Annotated in this window: 14 protein-coding genes; 13 read left to right on the top strand and 1 reads right to left on the bottom strand. The window is 43.2% G+C overall.

The window, feature by feature from the left end:
- The first annotated feature begins 27 nt into the window (after positions 1-27).
- The 5 genes from NSU15_RS24265 (at position 28) to NSU15_RS24245 (ending at position 5,811) form a co-directional block, all read left to right on the top strand.
- Positions 28-1,362, top strand: a complete 1,335-nt coding sequence (locus NSU15_RS24265; RefSeq protein WP_339287820.1) for a polysaccharide pyruvyl transferase family protein — start codon at positions 28-30, stop codon at positions 1,360-1,362.
- A gap of 16 nt (positions 1,363-1,378) precedes the next feature.
- Positions 1,379-2,560 (top strand): glycosyltransferase, encoded by a 1,182-nt coding sequence (locus NSU15_RS24260; protein WP_339287818.1) that lies wholly within the window; start codon positions 1,379-1,381, stop codon positions 2,558-2,560.
- Between the two features lie 137 nt (positions 2,561-2,697).
- On the top strand, positions 2,698-4,050 hold the full coding sequence (locus NSU15_RS24255) for a UDP-glucose/GDP-mannose dehydrogenase family protein (protein WP_339287816.1): 1,353 nt from the start codon (positions 2,698-2,700) through the stop codon (positions 4,048-4,050).
- 18 nt (positions 4,051-4,068) lie between these two features.
- Complete coding sequence (locus NSU15_RS24250) at positions 4,069-5,097, top strand: SDR family NAD(P)-dependent oxidoreductase (RefSeq protein WP_339287814.1); 1,029 nt, start codon at positions 4,069-4,071, stop codon at positions 5,095-5,097.
- 72 nt (positions 5,098-5,169) lie between these two features.
- On the top strand, positions 5,170-5,811 hold the full coding sequence (locus tag NSU15_RS24245) for a YdcF family protein (protein ID WP_339287812.1): 642 nt from the start codon (positions 5,170-5,172) through the stop codon (positions 5,809-5,811).
- Positions 5,812-7,085: 1,274 nt separating this feature from the next.
- On the opposite strand, the gene NSU15_RS24240 is transcribed toward NSU15_RS24245, so the two are convergent.
- Positions 7,086-7,724: a DUF1643 domain-containing protein gene (locus tag NSU15_RS24240; RefSeq protein WP_339287810.1), complete on the bottom strand. Its 639-nt coding sequence runs from the start codon at positions 7,722-7,724 to the stop codon at positions 7,086-7,088.
- Positions 7,725-8,094: 370 nt separating this feature from the next.
- On the opposite strand from NSU15_RS24240, the gene hemA reads away from it, so the two are divergent.
- From hemA to NSU15_RS24200, 8 genes are all read left to right on the top strand, one after another.
- Positions 8,095-9,492 carry a glutamyl-tRNA reductase gene (gene hemA, locus NSU15_RS24235; RefSeq protein WP_339287808.1) on the top strand — a complete coding sequence of 466 codons (1,398 nt, stop codon included), beginning with the start codon at positions 8,095-8,097 and terminating at the stop codon, positions 9,490-9,492.
- A gap of 5 nt (positions 9,493-9,497) precedes the next feature.
- Complete coding sequence (gene ccsA / locus NSU15_RS24230) at positions 9,498-10,325, top strand: cytochrome c biogenesis protein CcsA (RefSeq protein WP_339291451.1); 828 nt, start codon at positions 9,498-9,500, stop codon at positions 10,323-10,325.
- A gap of 5 nt (positions 10,326-10,330) precedes the next feature.
- Entirely contained in the window at positions 10,331-10,978 is a 648-nt protein-coding gene (locus tag NSU15_RS24225; protein ID WP_339287806.1) for an NAD(P)-dependent oxidoreductase, read from the top strand.
- Positions 10,979-11,418: 440 nt separating this feature from the next.
- Entirely contained in the window at positions 11,419-12,372 is a 954-nt protein-coding gene (gene hemC / locus NSU15_RS24220; RefSeq protein WP_339287804.1) for a hydroxymethylbilane synthase, read from the top strand.
- A gap of 5 nt (positions 12,373-12,377) precedes the next feature.
- A complete protein-coding gene (gene cobA, locus NSU15_RS24215; protein ID WP_042130602.1) occupies positions 12,378-13,931 on the top strand; it encodes a uroporphyrinogen-III C-methyltransferase in 1,554 nt (517 codons plus the stop codon).
- A 509-nt stretch (positions 13,932-14,440) separates the two neighbouring features.
- Positions 14,441-15,439: a porphobilinogen synthase gene (gene hemB, locus NSU15_RS24210; RefSeq protein ID WP_339287803.1), complete on the top strand. Its 999-nt coding sequence runs from the start codon at positions 14,441-14,443 to the stop codon at positions 15,437-15,439.
- 98 nt (positions 15,440-15,537) lie between these two features.
- Positions 15,538-16,824 carry a glutamate-1-semialdehyde 2,1-aminomutase gene (hemL, locus tag NSU15_RS24205; RefSeq protein ID WP_339291449.1) on the top strand — a complete coding sequence of 429 codons (1,287 nt, stop codon included), beginning with the start codon at positions 15,538-15,540 and terminating at the stop codon, positions 16,822-16,824.
- Positions 16,821-17,756 (top strand): RluA family pseudouridine synthase, encoded by a 936-nt coding sequence (locus tag NSU15_RS24200; protein ID WP_339287802.1) that lies wholly within the window; start codon positions 16,821-16,823, stop codon positions 17,754-17,756. The genes hemL and NSU15_RS24200 overlap by 4 nt, the downstream gene beginning before the upstream one ends.
- The last annotated feature ends 242 nt before the right edge of the window (positions 17,757-17,998 follow it).

Raw genomic sequence — 17,998 nt, 5'->3', positions numbered from 1 at the left:
AAAATAGTCATGTAAAGGAGTATTAGCATGTCCAAAAACTTCATTGTCGTACCCGGAAATACTGATTTAAATAGAGGGGATCAGGCTCTAATATGGGAGTCAATTAGAATAGTGAAAGATGCAGGAATCGAAGGAGAATTCATTCTATTAAAAAATGGTGAAACAGAAAAAGAAATTTATATGCAATCAAGACAAACAATTGAAGAAGGCTACAGTTTCCTTTCACCCATATTGCCACATCCAAGTAGAGGGAAAAATGAAGAGAATGGACATTATTATTCATATAAACAAATATTGAATTGGGGAACACGAGCAGTAATTGATGGCAGTTCTAGAAGTTTGTTATTAAATGATAAATTAAGGTTTCTAGGTAGATACTTTCTCGAAAGTGACAGAAGAGATGCATTGGAAAATATTAAAAACTGTAAGGGGGTCATAGTAAAAGGAGGAGGATTTATACATAGTTATGGGGGTATTACTTCGATCTATCATACCTTCTATTCAATCTATCACATTCTTCTAGCTAAGAAAATGGGTAAAAAAGTTTTAGTAATGCCTAATTCATTTGGTCCATTTGAAGGGCATCTTGTAAAGGGAATATTAAGAAATTCACTCTCAAACTGTGAATTAATAACTGCAAGAGAGACTATATCAGCTAATGCATTATCAGATCTACTTAAAAAAGAGGTTCCTGTTTATCCGGATTTGGGTTTTTTTCTAGAAGGGAACGATCCAAATATTGCGAAAAAATATCTATTGGAAAGGGGAGTGCCACTAAAGGATAAAATATGCGTTGGAATTACTTTGAGACCATATAGATTTCCGAAAAGTGAGGAACCGATAAAAGAATATGATAATTATATAAATAATGTTGTTGAATTTGTATCTTATTTGAAGATGCATAATTATCATATAGTTTTCATTGCACAAACATTAGGACCAAGTAACCACGAAGATGACAGAATAGCTATTAGAGATGTTTTAAATAAATCAAGTAATGAGTCAATTACCTTTATTAATGATGAGGATTTGAATTGTAGAGACATTAAGGCTATATACGCTGAAATGGATTATTTGATAGGTACTAGGTTTCATTCGGTTATATTTGCGTTGTCGTCAGGAGTACCATCTATTGCAATTGCTTACGGAGGAAACAAAGGAGAAGGAATAATGAGAGATATGAATTTAAATGAATATGTATTAAATATAGAAGGTTTAAATTCAAAATCTTTAATAGAGAAGTTTGAAAGCTTAAAAACTAATAATAATGAGATAAAGAGTAAAATTAATATGTATCTTCTTAAAGCTAATAAAGAGAGAGAAAATCTCAAAAAAGTCATAAGTAATATATTTAACGAATAGAATTGGAGAAAAATAAATGAAAGTAATGTTTGCTCATGATAGTATCTTTATTAATAATAACGAAAATATATTCACTACAGGTAGTCTGAACTACAATGTTTGGCAACGGTATTTAAAAGTATTTGATGAAATAGTTATAGCATCTAGAATGAGATATTCGAACGAATCAGAGGGGCTTGATATATCGAGTGGTGAAAATGTTTCTTTTTGTGAAGTACCGAACTTAAGCAGTCCAGTCTCGAAAATAGTTAGTCGTAAAAAAGCGGTAGATATTTTAACGAGACAATTATTAACATGTGATGCATTGATAGTTAGATTGCCCAGTGAGATTGGAAATTTAGCCGTGCGATTAGCAGTTAAGCACAAAATACCGTGGGCTGTAGAGGTTGTTGGATGCGCTTGGGATAGTTTGTGGAATTATGGGAATTTAAAAGGGAAAATATATGCTCCTATTGCAAAAAAAAATATGGAAAAAATAGTATCAAAAAGTATGTTTTCTCTTTATGTTACTAATCACACTTTGCAAAGAAAATATCCTTCCTATGGAAGGCAGGTAAGTTGTTCCAATGTTGAAATACCATACGTAGAAAATGAGATATTAGAAAAAAAGATGAAAAATATTTATAATTTAGAAAAAAAAATTATAATCGGTTTGATCGGTTCGTTAAAAAATAATATTAAAGGAATTGATACGGCAATTAAATCCCTCTCTTTAATCAATTGTTCAATTGAATTGAGGGTATTAGGTGGAGGAGACACAGAAAAATGGAGAAAACTAGCAGAAGATGAGGGTGTTAATGATCTAGTATATTTCGATGGTAAGTTGCAATCAGGTGCTGCTGTCTATGAATGGCTAGACAATATTGATTTATATATACAACCTAGCTATCAAGAAGGATTACCGCGTGCATTAATTGAAGCTATGAGTAGAGGGTGTCCCTCAATCGGATCGACTGCAGGAGGTATACCTGAGTTATTAGAAATAGGATGTCTGCATGCTCCTGGTGATTATATAACTCTTGCAAAAAATATCTCGAAACTATTATCAGATAAAAATATGATGAAAAAACAATCTGAACGTAATTTTAGTATTGCAAGGGATTATGCCAGGATTAATCTAGATAAAAGAAGAACTTTATTTTGGAAAGACTTTTACGAATCATTTAATGAAACTAAAGTGGGAAATACCCAGATTTAAGGTTTTACTATTAACAGATTACATTTTGTAATGGTAGAAACAGGATATTAGGTATAAAGAAATATATAATATTAATTATTAATACTACTAGGGGAATACTGGTAGTTGGACGTATTTCTATGTTAAGGAGAATTAATATGAAAATCGCAGTAGCTGGCACAGGTTACGTAGGTCTCGTAGCAGGCGTATGTTTTGCAGAGGTAGGCCATCATGTAACCTGTGTGGATATCGATGAAAACAAAGTCGAACTAATGAAATCGGGTGTTTCACCAATCTATGAAGCTGATTTAGAAGAACTCATGCAAAAGAATTATGCAGCTGGTAGACTTGACTATACTACTGATTATGAGTCAGCTTATAAAGAAGCAGATGCGATATTTATAGGTGTTGGAACTCCTGAGCAGCCCGATGGATCAGCCAATCTCTCATACATAGCTACAGTTGCAAGACAAATAGCAGAAACAATAGAAAAAGACTGCCTGGTTGTGGTGAAATCCACTGTCCCGGTAGGCACTAATGATAAGGTGCAGCAGTTTATACATGATTTTTTACCTCGTGAAGGCGAGATACTTACTGGTAACGGTGATGGAGTAGGTAGAAACATCAGAGTAGAAGTAGCGTCTAATCCAGAATTCTTGGCGCAAGGAACGGCTGTAAGAGACACTCTGCAAGCAGCAAGAATTATAATTGGAACTGAGAGCAAATGGGCAGAAGATATTCTTATGAAGATTTATGAGCCATTCAATATTCCAGTTGTATCAGTTAAAAGAAGATCGGCAGAGATGATTAAATATGCATCTAATGATTTTCTTGCTCTAAAAATATCTTATATGAACGATATAGCTAATCTTTGCGAATTGGTAGGAGCAGATATTCAGGATGTATCAAGAGGAATGTCCTTCGATGAACGAATCGGCAGCAAGTTCTTAAACGCAGGTATTGGATATGGAGGTAGCTGTTTCCCAAAGGATACAAAAGCACTAGAGTATTTAGCAAGACAAAACGGCTATGAGCTAAAAACAGTTAAAGCTGCTATCGATGTAAATACTAGTCAAAAGACAATTCTATTTAAAAAAGCATCTAAAAGACTTATCACCTTCAATGGTCTAAAAGTAGCAGTGCTGGGATTGACATTCAAGCCTGGTACTGATGATTTAAGAGAAGCCGCTTCGCTTGAAAATATACCTTTGTTATTAAATCAGGGAGCAGAAATCTATGCTTTTGATCCTGTAGGAAAAGCGAATTTTTCTAAGGACTACCCAGAAGGTAGGAACGGTAAGGGAAGTATCAAATATGTTGAGAGCATAAAAGAAGCTCTTGAAGGTGCCAATGTCTGTTTTGTATTTACTGAGTGGGGAGAAATTAAAGCAATAGAGCCGGAAGTTTATAAAGATTTAATGAGGACGCCGTTGGTGTATGACGGTAGGAATTTATATGGGGTTAAAGATATGCAAGCGGCTGGCGTGGAGTATTATTCTATCGGAAGATAACATTAAGGGGCGAGCTTAGTGAACGATATACCAGTAGATGATAACATTAAAACATATTTAATTACCGGAGCAGCAGGTTTTATTGGATTTTATTTATCCAAAAGATTATTGGAGCAAGGTAATCGGGTGATCGGTGTTGATAATATTAATGATTATTATGATATTAATCTTAAGCACGTTCGCTTAGAACAACTTCATTTATTTAGCCAATTTGAATTTATTAAAGCTGATATTTCAGATAAAAATATGATTACAAAGGTCTTTGAAGAATACAGGCCAAACATAGTAGTGAATCTTGCAGCACAAGCTGGAGTGCGATACTCCATAGAGAATCCAGATGTTTATATTCAAAGTAATATTATAGGTTTTTTCAACATCCTTGAAGCTTGTAGAAACTATCCAGTTGATCACCTTGTGTATGCTTCTTCCAGTTCTGTTTATGGATCTAATAAAAAGGTTCCATTTGAAGAATCAGATGTTGTAGATCATCCGGAATCGCTCTATGCAGCTACGAAAAAGTCGAATGAATTAATGGCGCATACCTATAGTCATCTTTATAAGATACCGGCTACTGGGCTCCGCTTCTTTACTGTTTACGGGCCAATGGGCCGTCCAGACATGGCATATTTCGGATTTACTCAGAAATATTTTGCTGGTGAATCTATTAAGATATTCAATAACGGTGATTTTCAAAACGATCTTTATCGAGACTTTACATACATAGATGACATTGTAGAAGGGATCGAGAGACTTCTAAGTAAAGCACCTAAAGAAGCAGTTCCTCATAAGGTTTTCAATATAGGTAACAATAGCCCTGAGAAATTAATGGTGTTTATTGAAACATTAGAAAAATGTTTAAGCAAGGCTGCTGGTAGAGAAGTGATATTTAATAAAATATTTGAGCCTATAAAACCAGGGGATGTACCAGCAACGTATGCATCTACAGATTTATTGCAACAAGCTGTAGGGTTTAAGCCAAGAACATCCATAGAGGAAGGGTTACAGAAATTCGCTGATTGGTATGTAGAGTACTATGGTGACAGATAACGTATTGTACAAAAGGAGCACATGAAAAGATATTGTTATAGTTAAAAATAAGATTTGAGATAGGAATATTATATGGAAAACAATACAGATAAATTGAAAAAGAGAAGAAAAAGACGTTATTTGACTTACATACTTTTTCTATTGATTTTCTTATTGTTCTTCATGGCTGGTCGCTTCCTAACCCTAACAGAACCTCCCAAACAAGCAGACGCCATCATCGTACTTAGCGGAGGCCAAGGGCGTGTAGAACAGGCAGTTGAGTTATATAAAGCCGGCTACGCTCCTTATATAATTCTTTCCAATGCCAAAGAGTCAACGAGTAAATCGGGTGACATGCTCCAAACCGCCCTTAATCTCGGTATACCACAGGATGTTATCTATACCGAGAACGCAGCGGAAAGCACTTACCAGAACGCAGAATTTACTCTCCCTATAATGAAGGAACGCGATTTTAAATCTGCGATTGTCGTTTCCTCGGATTTTCACATGCGGCGGATTAAGGTTCTTTTTGCTGGTGTTTTCAAAAAATCAGATATTGAGCTTACGTATATAGGATCTGCCTCAGGATATAATGCTAAGCGCTGGTGGAGTGACCGAAAGAGCAGGGAAACAACGTTCAATGAGTATGTGAAAATGATCGGAAACACCTTTGGATACAATGGACCGGAGGCAAAGAGTACTCTTCAACAAATCAAAAATTGGTTTGGCTCCTAGTTATACTATAAGCTATTATACCGACGATTAATTTCGTCGGTTTTTTTATGCCCGTGGGAAATATTTACTGGATAATCTTTTTGGATCTTATCTTATCCTTTTATTCATGAAGTAAAATAACTAAACCACTAAACCACACACTACTTCGTATATGATTACATTTGTAACTGTGAATTTATTTTTTTATTATAAAAATAAGCAGGGTATGAATAAGATAGATTTCGTAAGAGGCTGCTCCCGCAATGGCGAATAGTTGTAATATCTTCAGCTTTAGTGAGGAGTAGAATAGGTATATCATTCCAATTGCAGTGGCTAAATTAAGAATAACTTGGTTTGTGTTAAATATTATATAATTACTATTTCTAATAAAGTCTGTTTGCTTGATTGCTAGACTTAGTAATCCTATGAGCAGACCTATTCCCGTTATAAACAACGTTTTACTAAGTTTAATCCTCTGATCACTATATTTAGCAAATACAATACCGATGAGAAATGAAAATGCCTGCCCAGACCACAGATTATTTTTGACAAATAGTAAAAAAATTACGGATAATATACCGCTCCAAACAATCCTTTTACTTTCAGGAACAAACTTGTACACGAAATAAAACATAACGTATAGCATAACAAGAAATTGAATGAACAACCAGAAGTTATATGTATGTAGTAGAACAAGGTTACTTATGAAATTCTGTATACCAAATTCTTATGGGTAAATGAGATAGAAAAACACCACTGCGATCCAATAAGGCATGAGAATCTTGATAGCCTTCTTTTAAAAAATCCATCCAGCCCCTTCTTTTCATATGATTTATGTAATCCATAACCTGAACAAATTAAGAATATCGCAACACCAATGGACCCAAGGAAGAAAATATTCTAACCTCGCTATTGTCGCCAATATGTGAGATCATGATCATGATGATTGCAGTTCCTTTAATAATATTTGTGTGATGTCTTGAAAGAAAGGCTATGTCTACTGCCGTGCTCTTATTAAATACGAAACTTGTGATCCAAGTATTACTAGAATACTCATAACACCAGCAACAATGGCCAACATTATAATCACCCCTAGGATAATTTAGAATTTTTATTGGTATATTCCATAAAAATGAGTTCGTATATTCTTAATTTTTCAAAAAATGTAATTTGAATGCAAGAAAAAATACACCCCAGATTTAATGTTTATTCTAAGGGGTGTACTTCAGTAACAGGCGAGGTGTATTCCATATCTACGAACGGATGCTTGACCAAATCACGTTGAATTAATATAGTCAGCAGTTAAATAGTTGTTCAAACTCAAGGTCTGTAATATGTCGTATTGGCATGAAACGATACTTTTCTGAATCAAGCTGAGGTCTTGGATGAGGTAAATAGTACATAGATTTATTAATATTTTTTTTATCTAATGATTTCAATACATCATAGCAAAATAGTTTACTTGATACATTTTTAAAAGTATTTTTGAATAAAGTAGCATCTCTTTTTTGATGTCTGAGTATGCCTTGTTGCCCCTTCAACCCCCAGCCAAGAAAAACGATACTTGATTCTGCCGCTGCCGTCGCATTAGATATAAAAGTCCAATTAGCTAATTCAAAATCAAATTGAGCATTGTTTAACTTGCTACTCGTACCTCCAATAAAACTAGAAACATTCACAATATATAAGGCATGGCAACCATGATTTTTTGCAACTTCTATTAAATGCTCAACAGTCTTATCTGTTTGATTGTGGGCTGCATTACTTGGATTCATCATAACGGCAGTTAGTACATTTCCTCCTGGCGCCCAACGTTTTTCTAAAAAATAACGGCGTGATCTGTTTGCATTGAATACAGCTTTTCCTGAAATGGAGGCATAATCACCTGTTTTTAATGATAATTGATTGTCATCAGCCAGTTTTTCAAACCACAAATTTAATCCCCCCTTCTTCTATCATATTCACATGAATATGGTTTAGATGACTGCAAATAAATCGAGATCTGTCCCCAAAAAAAGTTGTTGAAGACTTCTATATGGAACAGTTTTGTTGTTAGATCTACTGTGAACTAATAATTAATCACAAAATAACCCATCCTAACCGGTAGCGAACCTGCGGTTTTTTATTTATAATAATTATTATCTGGATTTCATAAAGCGTTCAAAAAATCTGTAAAAAGTCGTATTTTCGTGTGATATACTTAACACAGTGTTTTGAGATGTTGTGAAAGTGAATATTATGTAAAAATATTCTTTAATATAACTGTACACAGTAATGAATAGAGACTAGGATGGTGAACTATCGATGCACATCGTCGTCGTTGGCCTGAATTATCGTACGGCTCCCGTGGAGGTTAGGGAACAGTTTGCTTTTGCGGAGAGTGATCTTCCGGCAGCGCTTCATCAATTGATGAAGACGAAGGGGGTGCTGGAAGGGGTCGTAGTAGCCACCTGCAACCGTACGGAAATTTATGTGGTCATGGACCGTCTCCATATGGGAGGTTATTTCCTCCGCGGCTTTATGGAGCAGTGGTTTGGAGTGAAGAACGAGCAATTTGCACAGCATATGTATATATATGAAGACGAGCAGGCGATTGCGCATTTATTCCGCGTGACCTGCGGCCTGGATTCCATGGTGATTGGCGAGACGCAGATCCTGGGACAGGTACGGAGTTCTTTTCTCACGGCTCAGGCTGAGGGTGTAACTGGAACTTGGTTCAATCGGTTATTTAAACAAGCGGTGACGCTGGGCAAAAGAGCACATAGTGAAACGTCAATCGGCGAAAGCGCAGTATCTGTCAGTTATGCGGCAGTGGAGCTGGGCAAGCGGATTTTTGGCATGTTCACTGGTAAAAGGGTGCTGATTCTCGGTGCCGGCAAAATGAGCGAGCTGACTGTAAAGCATCTATATAGTAGCGGTGCGGCGGAAGTGATTGTCGCTAACCGTACGCTATCGCGTGCGATTGAGCTGGCAGAGAAGTTCTCGGGTAAGCCGAGCACGATTGAAGATGCACTAAAAACACTTAATGAGGTAGATATCGTGATCAGCTCAACGGGAGCGGATGGGTATGTACTCTCGGGAGATCAGGTAGCGAATGCTATGAAGCGTCGCCCTTCGCGGCCGCTTTTCATGATTGATATAGCTGTACCTCGTGATATTGATCCTGCAGCGGCTAATGTGCCAGATGTTTTTTTGTATGATATTGACGATCTGGAGGGCATTGTGGAGAGTAACCTGGAAATGCGCCGGAGTGAAGCTGCGAAGATTGAAGTGATGATCAGCGAGGAAATGGATGAATTCCAACTGTGGCTGAAGACGCTTGGCGTGAGACCGGTAATCCGGGCGCTTCAGGATAAGTCGAATGCAATTCATGAGGAAACGATGGAGAGTCTGTTCAATAAGCTGCCTGAGCTGGACGAGCATCAGCGCAAGGTGATTCGTCGTTTGACCAAAAGCATTGTGAACCAAATGATGCATGATCCAATCAATGTAATTAAAGAGATGTCCGGCGGCAAGCAGGGGAATGAAGCGCTTGATTATTTCTCCAAAATCTTTGCCTTGCAGGAACAGCTCGAATCCAATTCAGATGGCGGAGATTCCGCCCCGGTTAAGCAGTCTAGTTCCGCAGAACGAACTGCCGGTAGCGGCGATTTTTCTGTGCCTAAGACGGTGCTTGCTCCGGCAGGCCTGTTGGGTAGGTGAGTGATATGCAACTGCTGAACGGAATATATGATGCCGCTCTGCTGCTATATGCCCTGAGCCTGCTGTTTGTTTTCTCGGATTGCCTTTATCGCAACCCGAGTGGGAAGCGGTTAGGCACGGGGCTTCTTGTTGTTGTGGGTCTTTTACAAGCTGCGGGGCTCGGGATTCGTTTCTCTCAGGAGAAGGGACTGCCCATTTTTACACCTTATGATTTCTTGTTCTGGTTTGCATTTAGTATTGTTCTGACTTCGCTTGCGGTGGCTTTCACGCGTGGTGGGGAGTTTACGATTCTGCTGCTTAGTGTGGCTGGATTCTGTGTTTTTCTCCTAAATCGGGTGTGGCTGACGGCTGGGGGACATACGCTTGAGACTTGGAGCGCGGTGTATGGCTGGCTGACGATGCATGTGATTTTGGCCAACTTAAGTTTTGCTGCACTGACACTAGGGACCGTATTTGCAATTTTGTATTTATTCCTGCACACCAGACTCAAAAGCAAGCAATGGAGTGACCGAATTCGTCGTTTGCCGAACTTAGAGACTACAGATAAATACTCTTACACAGCTATTCTGGTGGGGACTCCTTTGCTGGCAATCTCTCTGGTGATGGCTAGCTTATCTATTGTATCTGAGGGCCGGACACTATTATTGAAGGATTTAAAAGTATTAACAACGCTTATCGGCCTCGGGATTTACATATTTTATATTATCTTTAAGAAATCCGGGCGGAAAAGTGGAGTAAGTATGGCTCGCTGGGCGATTTTAGGATATGCTTTTACTATCTTGAATTTTTTGTTGAATTCTTTGTCTGGTTTTCACGGTTGGAGCGGGGAGTGAAGGACATGACTCGGTATTTACCTATAATGCTGGATTGTGAAGGGCAACTGGTTGTGGTTATTGGCGGTGGTGCTGTGGCTGAACGGAAGGTGAGTGGGCTGCTAGAGGCTGGAGCGGTGGTTAAGGTGATTAGTCCCTCTTTGACAGATACACTTGTCGCTCTAACAAAAAAGGGTCTCATGACCTGGCATGACCGCGCTTATGCTCCCGGAGATCTCCGTGGGGCCTTTCTCGTATATGCAGCCACTAATGATAGAACGGTTAATGAAGAGGTTGCGCAGGAGTCTAGGCGAATTGGCATTCCTGTGAATGTGGCTAGCCATGCGGAAGCGGGTAATTTTATCACGCCCGGAGTTATACGAAGGGGTCGTTTGACGGTAGCTGTATCTACTTCAGGAGCTGGGCCGCTTGCGGTTGCGAGGATTAAAACTGTGCTTGAAGAGGCACTGGATGCGGCGTATGAGCCTTATTTGGATTTTGTACATACCATGCGAACCCGGATTAAGGAAAGGGAATCTTCTGCTGAAGTTCGCGGAAGGCTTTTGCGGAAGCTCGGGGCGATCGATGTGTTGAACGAGATGAGAAACGGTAGCTTTATCGCGTGGAGCGCGGAGGATATGGATGCTTGGATTGCTAGTCATCGGGCGGAGTAAAAGTGCGCGTGAACACTGTGAAGATTACAAAATTAGGTTAGATTAATGATATGAGAAAAATAGGCTACTGTCGGGATAGGTGAGATAGCGGTAAAAGTACTGATGAACTAATTAGAGATGAGCAAAACAGCGAAAAGAGGGACAAAAATACCTCTCAATTGAGCTATAGTCGTCGAAGATGCTAAATGAGGTGTATAAATGCCCCTGAATTAGCTGAAAACGGTCATATCAGCGAAAAGAGGGACAAAAATACCCCAGAATTGAGCTATAGTCGCCGAAGAAGCTAAATGAGGTGTATAAATACCCTTGAATTAGCAGAAAACGACCATATCAGTGAAAAGAGGGACAAAAATACCCCTTAATTGAGCTACAACCTCGGAAGTACTATATATGTTTTACGGTGAAGAGTAAGAGGCAGACGCTATCAGGAGGAATGGACAATGCGTAAGATTATTGTGGGGAGTAGACAGAGTGCGCTTGCGTTGACGCAAACAGGGCATGTAATTGCCGATCTGGAGCGACTTAGTGAGGAGCATGGGTTTGGTTTTACTTTTGAGGTGAAAAAGATTATTACCAAAGGGGACCGCATCCTTGATGTCACCTTGTCCAAGGTCGGCGGCAAAGGGCTGTTCGTGAAGGAAATCGAGCAAGCAATGCTTGAAAAGGAAATCGACATGGCAGTGCACAGCATGAAGGACATGCCCTCCGAGCTACCGGAGGGGCTGATCAACGGCGCTGTGCCGAAGCGTGTCGATCCGCGCGATGCACTGATCTCTAACGGAGGCGTCTCGCTGGACGAGCTGCCTCCGGGCGCACGCGTAGGCACAAGCAGCCTACGCCGCTCCAGCCAGCTAGCTGCGCTGCGGCCTGATCTGGTCATTGAGCCCGTGCGCGGCAACATTGACTCGCGGCTGCGCAAGCTGGAGAGCGGCGAGTACGACGCGATCCTGCTGGCAGTAGCGGGGCTGTCGCGTATGGGCTGGCAGGACCGCGTGAGCGCCTACCTGCCGCCGGAAGTTTGCCTGCCCGCTGTAGGGCAGGGCGCACTCGGCATAGAGTGCCGCGAAGATGACGCCGATCTGCGGAAGCTGTTGGCGTTATACAACGACGCCGATACAGCGTTGACGGTGGCAGCGGAGCGCACGTTCCTTGGCGCGCTGAATGGAGGCTGCCAAGTGCCGATTGGCGCTCATGCAGTGCTTGACACAGCTTCCGAAGCTGTTGCAGCGGAGCGCAAAGTGATCTCCTTAACCGGAATGGTGGGAACGCCTGACGGTTCAACGATTTTGAAAGAAACTTGCACTGGGGTAGACCCGGTACAGCTCGGCGAAGAAGTTGCTAAGAAGCTGATCGCAAGAGGAGCGGAGAAGATACTGTCAGACGTTAGGGGATGAGGGGATTGACGGGGAAGGTTTATTTGGTAGGTGCAGGTCCCGGGGACGCAAAACTGATTACTGTAAAAGGCCTCGAGTGTATTCGAAAAAGCGACGTACTGGTGTACGATCGGCTGGCAAGTCCTAGATTGCTGAAATGCATGAAGCCTGGCGGCGAGAAGATTTATGTAGGCAAGCTGCCGGATCGCCACACGATGAAGCAGGAAGAGATTAATCAATTGTTAGTTGATTTGGCTTTGCAGGGGAAAACAGTGGTGCGGCTTAAGGGTGGGGACCCTACGATTTTTGGCCGCGTAGGTGAAGAAGCGGAGCTGCTGCGCAAAAATGGGATCTATTACGAAATCGTACCGGGCATCACGTCGGCGATCAGCGTACCTGCTTATGCGGGTATACCTGTCACGCACCGCGATCATGCTTCTTCCCTGTCGATTATCACCGGACATGAGAGTCCAGATAAACTGGATCATTCCATTCATTGGGATAAAGTAACGAACGCCACAGGGACGTTAGTATTCTTGATGGGCGTAGCTAAAATAGGATATATCAGCGCCCAGCTAATCAAGCATGGGCGTCCGCCAGAAACACCCGTGGCGCTGGTACGCTGGGGCACACGCGCAGATCAGGAGACACTGACGGGAACCCTCGCCGATATTGAGGCGAAGGTGAAGGCGGCGGATTTTCAGCCGCCAGCCGTGATCGTTGTCGGCGACGTGGTGCTGCAACGCGAGCAGCTCAAGTGGGTTGAGGCGATGCCGTTATTCGGCAAACGCATCGTAGTGACACGGGCTCGCAGCCAAGCAAGCGAGCTCGTGGATATGATTGAGGAACTCGGCGGAGAACCCTACGAGTTCCCGGTGATCGAGACGATTATGCCGGAAGGCGCAGAGAAGAAGGAGAAGATTGCAGCGGCGTTTGGCGCGCTGGAATCGTACGACTGGGTATTCTTCACTAGCCCGAACGGTGTGGAGTTTTTTTGGCGCCACTTGGCGGAGCAGGGGGCGGACATTCGGGGGCTTCACCGCGCAAGGATTGCAGCGGTGGGGCCGGGCACTGCTGCCGCGCTGGCGCAGCGCGGGGTGATTGCTGAAGAACTTCCGGCGAAGTTTCAGGCGGAAGGTCTGATTGAGACGTTCGGCCCTCGGCTGCTGCCGGGGCAGAACGTGCTGTTGCCGCGCGGTGATCTGGCGCGCGAATGGCTGCCGGACAAGCTGAGAGAGCTTGGCCTTCAAGTGACAGACGTCGATACCTATGAGACGGTTGTGACTGGTGAGGATGATGACGAGCTGTTGAAGCTGCTGGAGGAGGGGCGTGTTCACGCAGTAACCTTTACCAGCTCTTCGACGGTGCGCAATTTCATCCACATTCTGAAGCGAATGGGGCTGGAAGATCCACTCCCACTGCTAGCTAACGTGAAAATAGCCTGCATTGGGCCATTAACCGAGCAGACTGCCGTGGAGGCGGGGCTTACTCCGGGACTACTTCCTGAAGAAGCTACTATTAATGCTCTGGTGCAGGAGCTCTGTCGCTGGAATGCAGAGACTCAACTTCAAAAAGCTTGAATGGACGCCAATCGAACATCGGCTTTATAACATCGCCTGAAGTTGTATCTATCTAGGAAGTCTCACACCGCTATTGTAAGTAACTTAAGTAGCATGAGCTTGGCCTCCGAACGTAGTTACTGTTAAAGCTCAGAGTATGATGGACGGCTGAGTTGTAAACTAACTGGTGTGTATGGGTGAGTAAGTCTATGTACGTATAAAGTTCACGTAGCTCTAATTGATATGTTAGATATTGGGTACTTGGATTAGGTCAGATTGAGGTTTAGTTGCACTTTATACACTTAAATTCCCTGAATTTTAGCGAAAATCCATTTTAGTTGTAATATGTGCAATTAAATATGCGCTAAAACAGGGGTTTTCGCTCTTTTGTAATAAATAACTGTAGAGAGTGCAACTAAAACTTACAGTTACGATAAAACTTCAAAATAACTGCACAAACTACAACTATGCCGCAGCTAGTCAACGATCGAGGGTTTAGTTATATATTTTATTTTCAGGAGGATGAACAAATGAGCTTTCCAATAACACGTCACCGCCGTCTACGCGGATCTGCTGGAATTCGCGGTATGGTGCGGGAGACCGTACTGAATGTGCTGGATTTTGTACAGCCTATATTTGTGACTTATGGAACAGGTGTGAAGAATGAGATTAGCTCGATGCCGGGCGTGTACCATTTTTCACTGGATACTTTAAAAGCAGAAGTGGACGAGATTGCCGCACTGGGCATTCCGGCTGTGCTGTTATTCGGGATTCCTGAAACGAAGGATGCTATCGGTTCTTCCGGTTTCGCAGAGGATGGAATTGTGCAAGAGGCTACTCGCTTGATCAAGCAGTGGTACCCTGAGCTGTTGGTCGTTGCAGATACCTGCCTTTGTGAATTTACGGATCACGGACATTGCGGGATGGTGCATACGCATACGGTGAACGGTGTTGTACACGGGGATGTCATCAACGATGCTTCGTTAGAGCTGTTGACTCGTACGGCGGTGTCCCAAGCTAAAGCTGGAGCAGATATTATTGCCCCTTCGAATATGATGGATGGATTCGTACACGCGATTCGTGCGGGACTGGATGAGAATGGCTTTGAGCATGTGCCGATTGTGTCGTATTCGGTCAAATATGCTTCGGCATTTTATGGCCCTTTCCGCGAAGCTGCGGATTCGGCACCTCAGTTCGGGAATCGCAAAACGTATCAAATGGACCCTGCTAATCTGCGCGAAGCGCTCCGTGAAGCAGAATCCGATGTGCTGGAAGGCGCAGATATGTTAATGGTGAAGCCAGCTCTGGCTTACTTGGACGTGATTCGTACGATCCGCGATCAATTTGATTTGCCTCTTGTGGCTTATAATGTGAGTGGCGAATATTCCATGGTAAAAGCAGCAGCGCAGCAAGGCTGGATCGATGAGCAAGCCGTTGTGCTGGAAATGCTAACTGGAATGAAGCGCGCCGGAGCGGACATTATTATTACTTATTTTGCAAAAGATGCAGCCCGCTGGCTGCGTGGTTAATCTCGATCACACTGATATCGCTGCCTAAGCAGCTGCTATATACTTGTGAGACCCAGAACAGAACAGAACAGGAGTGAAGATAGATGAGTAATGTGCCAATGGCGCGTAAAGAGGAAGCGTCCCGTAAGGCTTTTGATGAAGCAAAACAATATATTCCCGGTGGGGTGAACAGCCCTGTACGGGCGTTCAAATCCGTAGGTTTGACTCCAATTTATGTGGATCATGGGGTCGGCTCGCGTATTTATGATATCGACGGCAACAGCTTTATCGACTATGTATGCTCATGGGGACCGCTGATTATGGGTCATGCGCATCCTGAGGTTGTAAAGGCATTGCAGGAGACAGCAGTAAAAGGGACAAGCTTTGGAGCACCAACTTTACTCGAAACAGAGATGGCAAAAACCGTTGTTGAACGTGTGGCCTCTGTAGATATCGTACGTATGGTTAACTCCGGAACGGAAGCAACGATGAGCGCGATTCGTTTGGCACGTGGTTATACCGGACGCAGCAAAATCTTGAAGTTCGAAGGCTCCTATCACGGCCACGCGGATAGCTTACTTATTAAAGCAGGTTCCGGTGTAGCCACATTAGGTTTGCCGGATAGCCCGGGTGTTCCTGAAGGTGTAGCAGTAAATACCATCACAGTTCCATACAATGATTTGGAGTCCACTCAGGTTGTTTTTGAACGCTTTGGCAGTGAGATTGCCGCAGTAATTGTGGAGCCGATTGCCGGGAACATGGGTGTTGTACCACCACTTCCAGGATTCCTGGAAGGACTTCGCAAGTTAACCTCAGACCATGGATCTTTGCTTATTTTTGATGAAGTAATGACAGGCTTCCGTGTCAACCGTGGCTGTGCTCAAGGATTGTTCAACATTACTCCGGATATCACTTGCTTCGGCAAAGTCATCGGCGGAGGTCTTCCAGTAGGCGCTTATGGCGGTAAAAGAGAGATTATGGAGCAAATCGCTCCTACGGGACCGATTTATCAGGCGGGCACACTTAGTGGTAATCCATTAGCGATGGCAGCAGGATATACTACGTTGAAGCTGTTAACACCTGAAGTTTATGATCGGTTGGAGCAATTAGGGGCACGATTGGAAGCAGGCTTGAAAAAGAATTCCATTGAGACTGGCATTCCGCTGACCATTAACCGCGTGGGCTCGATGGTCTGCCCGTTCTTCACGGAAGGACCTGTTACCAATTTTGAGACGGCCAAGACTAGCGACACGGACCTATTCCGTCGTTATTTTGGTCATATGTTGAGCCAAGGCATTAGCGTGCCACCTTCACAGTTTGAAGGCATGTTCGTATCGGCTGCGCATAGTGAGCAGGATATTGATGATACCATTGAGGGCCATTATAACGCCCTGAAAGCCCTTTGAGTAACGGAGCCGGAGATCGAACCGGTGGTGGAGCTTGGACTAGACGTGGAGAGTGGCTGGAAGTCACACCCGGCAAAATCATTACTGGAGCCGAGGATTCTGAAGCTGCAATTGACAAGTGGCTGCTGGAAACTGTAGGGATGCCTGAGAAGCTTCATCTGCGTCTGCGCCGAGAGGGAGGCATTCAGTGGAAGGGAGACCGACTTCGGTTGGCTCTTTTCCCTCATCGTGAAGCGGGTATTGAGCCTGTATGGGAAGAGCTTGAGGTGCTGTATGAGGATGATTTTTGCTTGGTCGCCCACAAGCCGGCAGGGATGGCGGTTCATCCAGACGGCAGTGGCTTAGGTGTAACGCTGGATCACCTTGTAGCTGCGCATTATATAGCTTCTGGAGAAGGTGTGGCTGTGCGCCATATTCACCGGCTGGACAAGGATACAACAGGCCCGGTGATGTATGCGAAGAATGAGTTTGCACAGCTTGTCTTAGACGAGAATATGCGCGACAAAAGCATCTCGCGGCTTTACGCCGCGATCGTCGAAGGCACAGTTCCGCCTGCGCTTAAAGTGATCGACGCGCCGATTGGGCGCGATCGCCATCATGCGGCGCGGAGAAGAGTCTCACCCGGCGGACAATCCGCCGTGACTCGAATCATTGGACGCGAGGCACTGCATGGCGGGAGCCTGGTGCATGTGCAGCTGGAGAACGGACGAACGCATCAGATTCGCGTCCATCTCAGCCATATGGGTCATCCCTTGTATGGGGATGCGCTATATGGCGGCCCGGTCTGGGCTTCAAGCGCAGTCGGCCGTCATGCGCTTCATGGTGAATCGTTGACCTTTCGTCACCCTTGGAGCGGAGAACAGCTTGAGGTGAGTGATCCGTGGCCAGAGGATATGCTACAGCTGCGGGAGCTGCTGGCTGAAGCACCTTAACGATACGTATACCTAAGAGCCGTAAAATCAGCAAAAGCTGGTTTTACGGCTTTATTAATTTATTTTTCGCAGAGTAAATAAATTTCTAATTTTTTTCAGAAAGAAACATCTATCTATGTCCTATTAGCAAACGAAGCATATAATACTTTGTTCATGCGGAGCAGGGTATGTCTGTACAAGGAGAGTTCGATTAGCCTCTGAATTTATGAAATTAATTAGCATCCTGTCCGGTTAGTGCTGCC

Source organism: Paenibacillus sp. FSL E2-0201, assembly GCF_037963325.1.
In the GTDB taxonomy this organism is placed as follows: Bacteria; Bacillota; Bacilli; order Paenibacillales; family Paenibacillaceae; genus Paenibacillus_AQ.
This window is presented reverse-complemented; position numbering and strand designations above follow the sequence as displayed.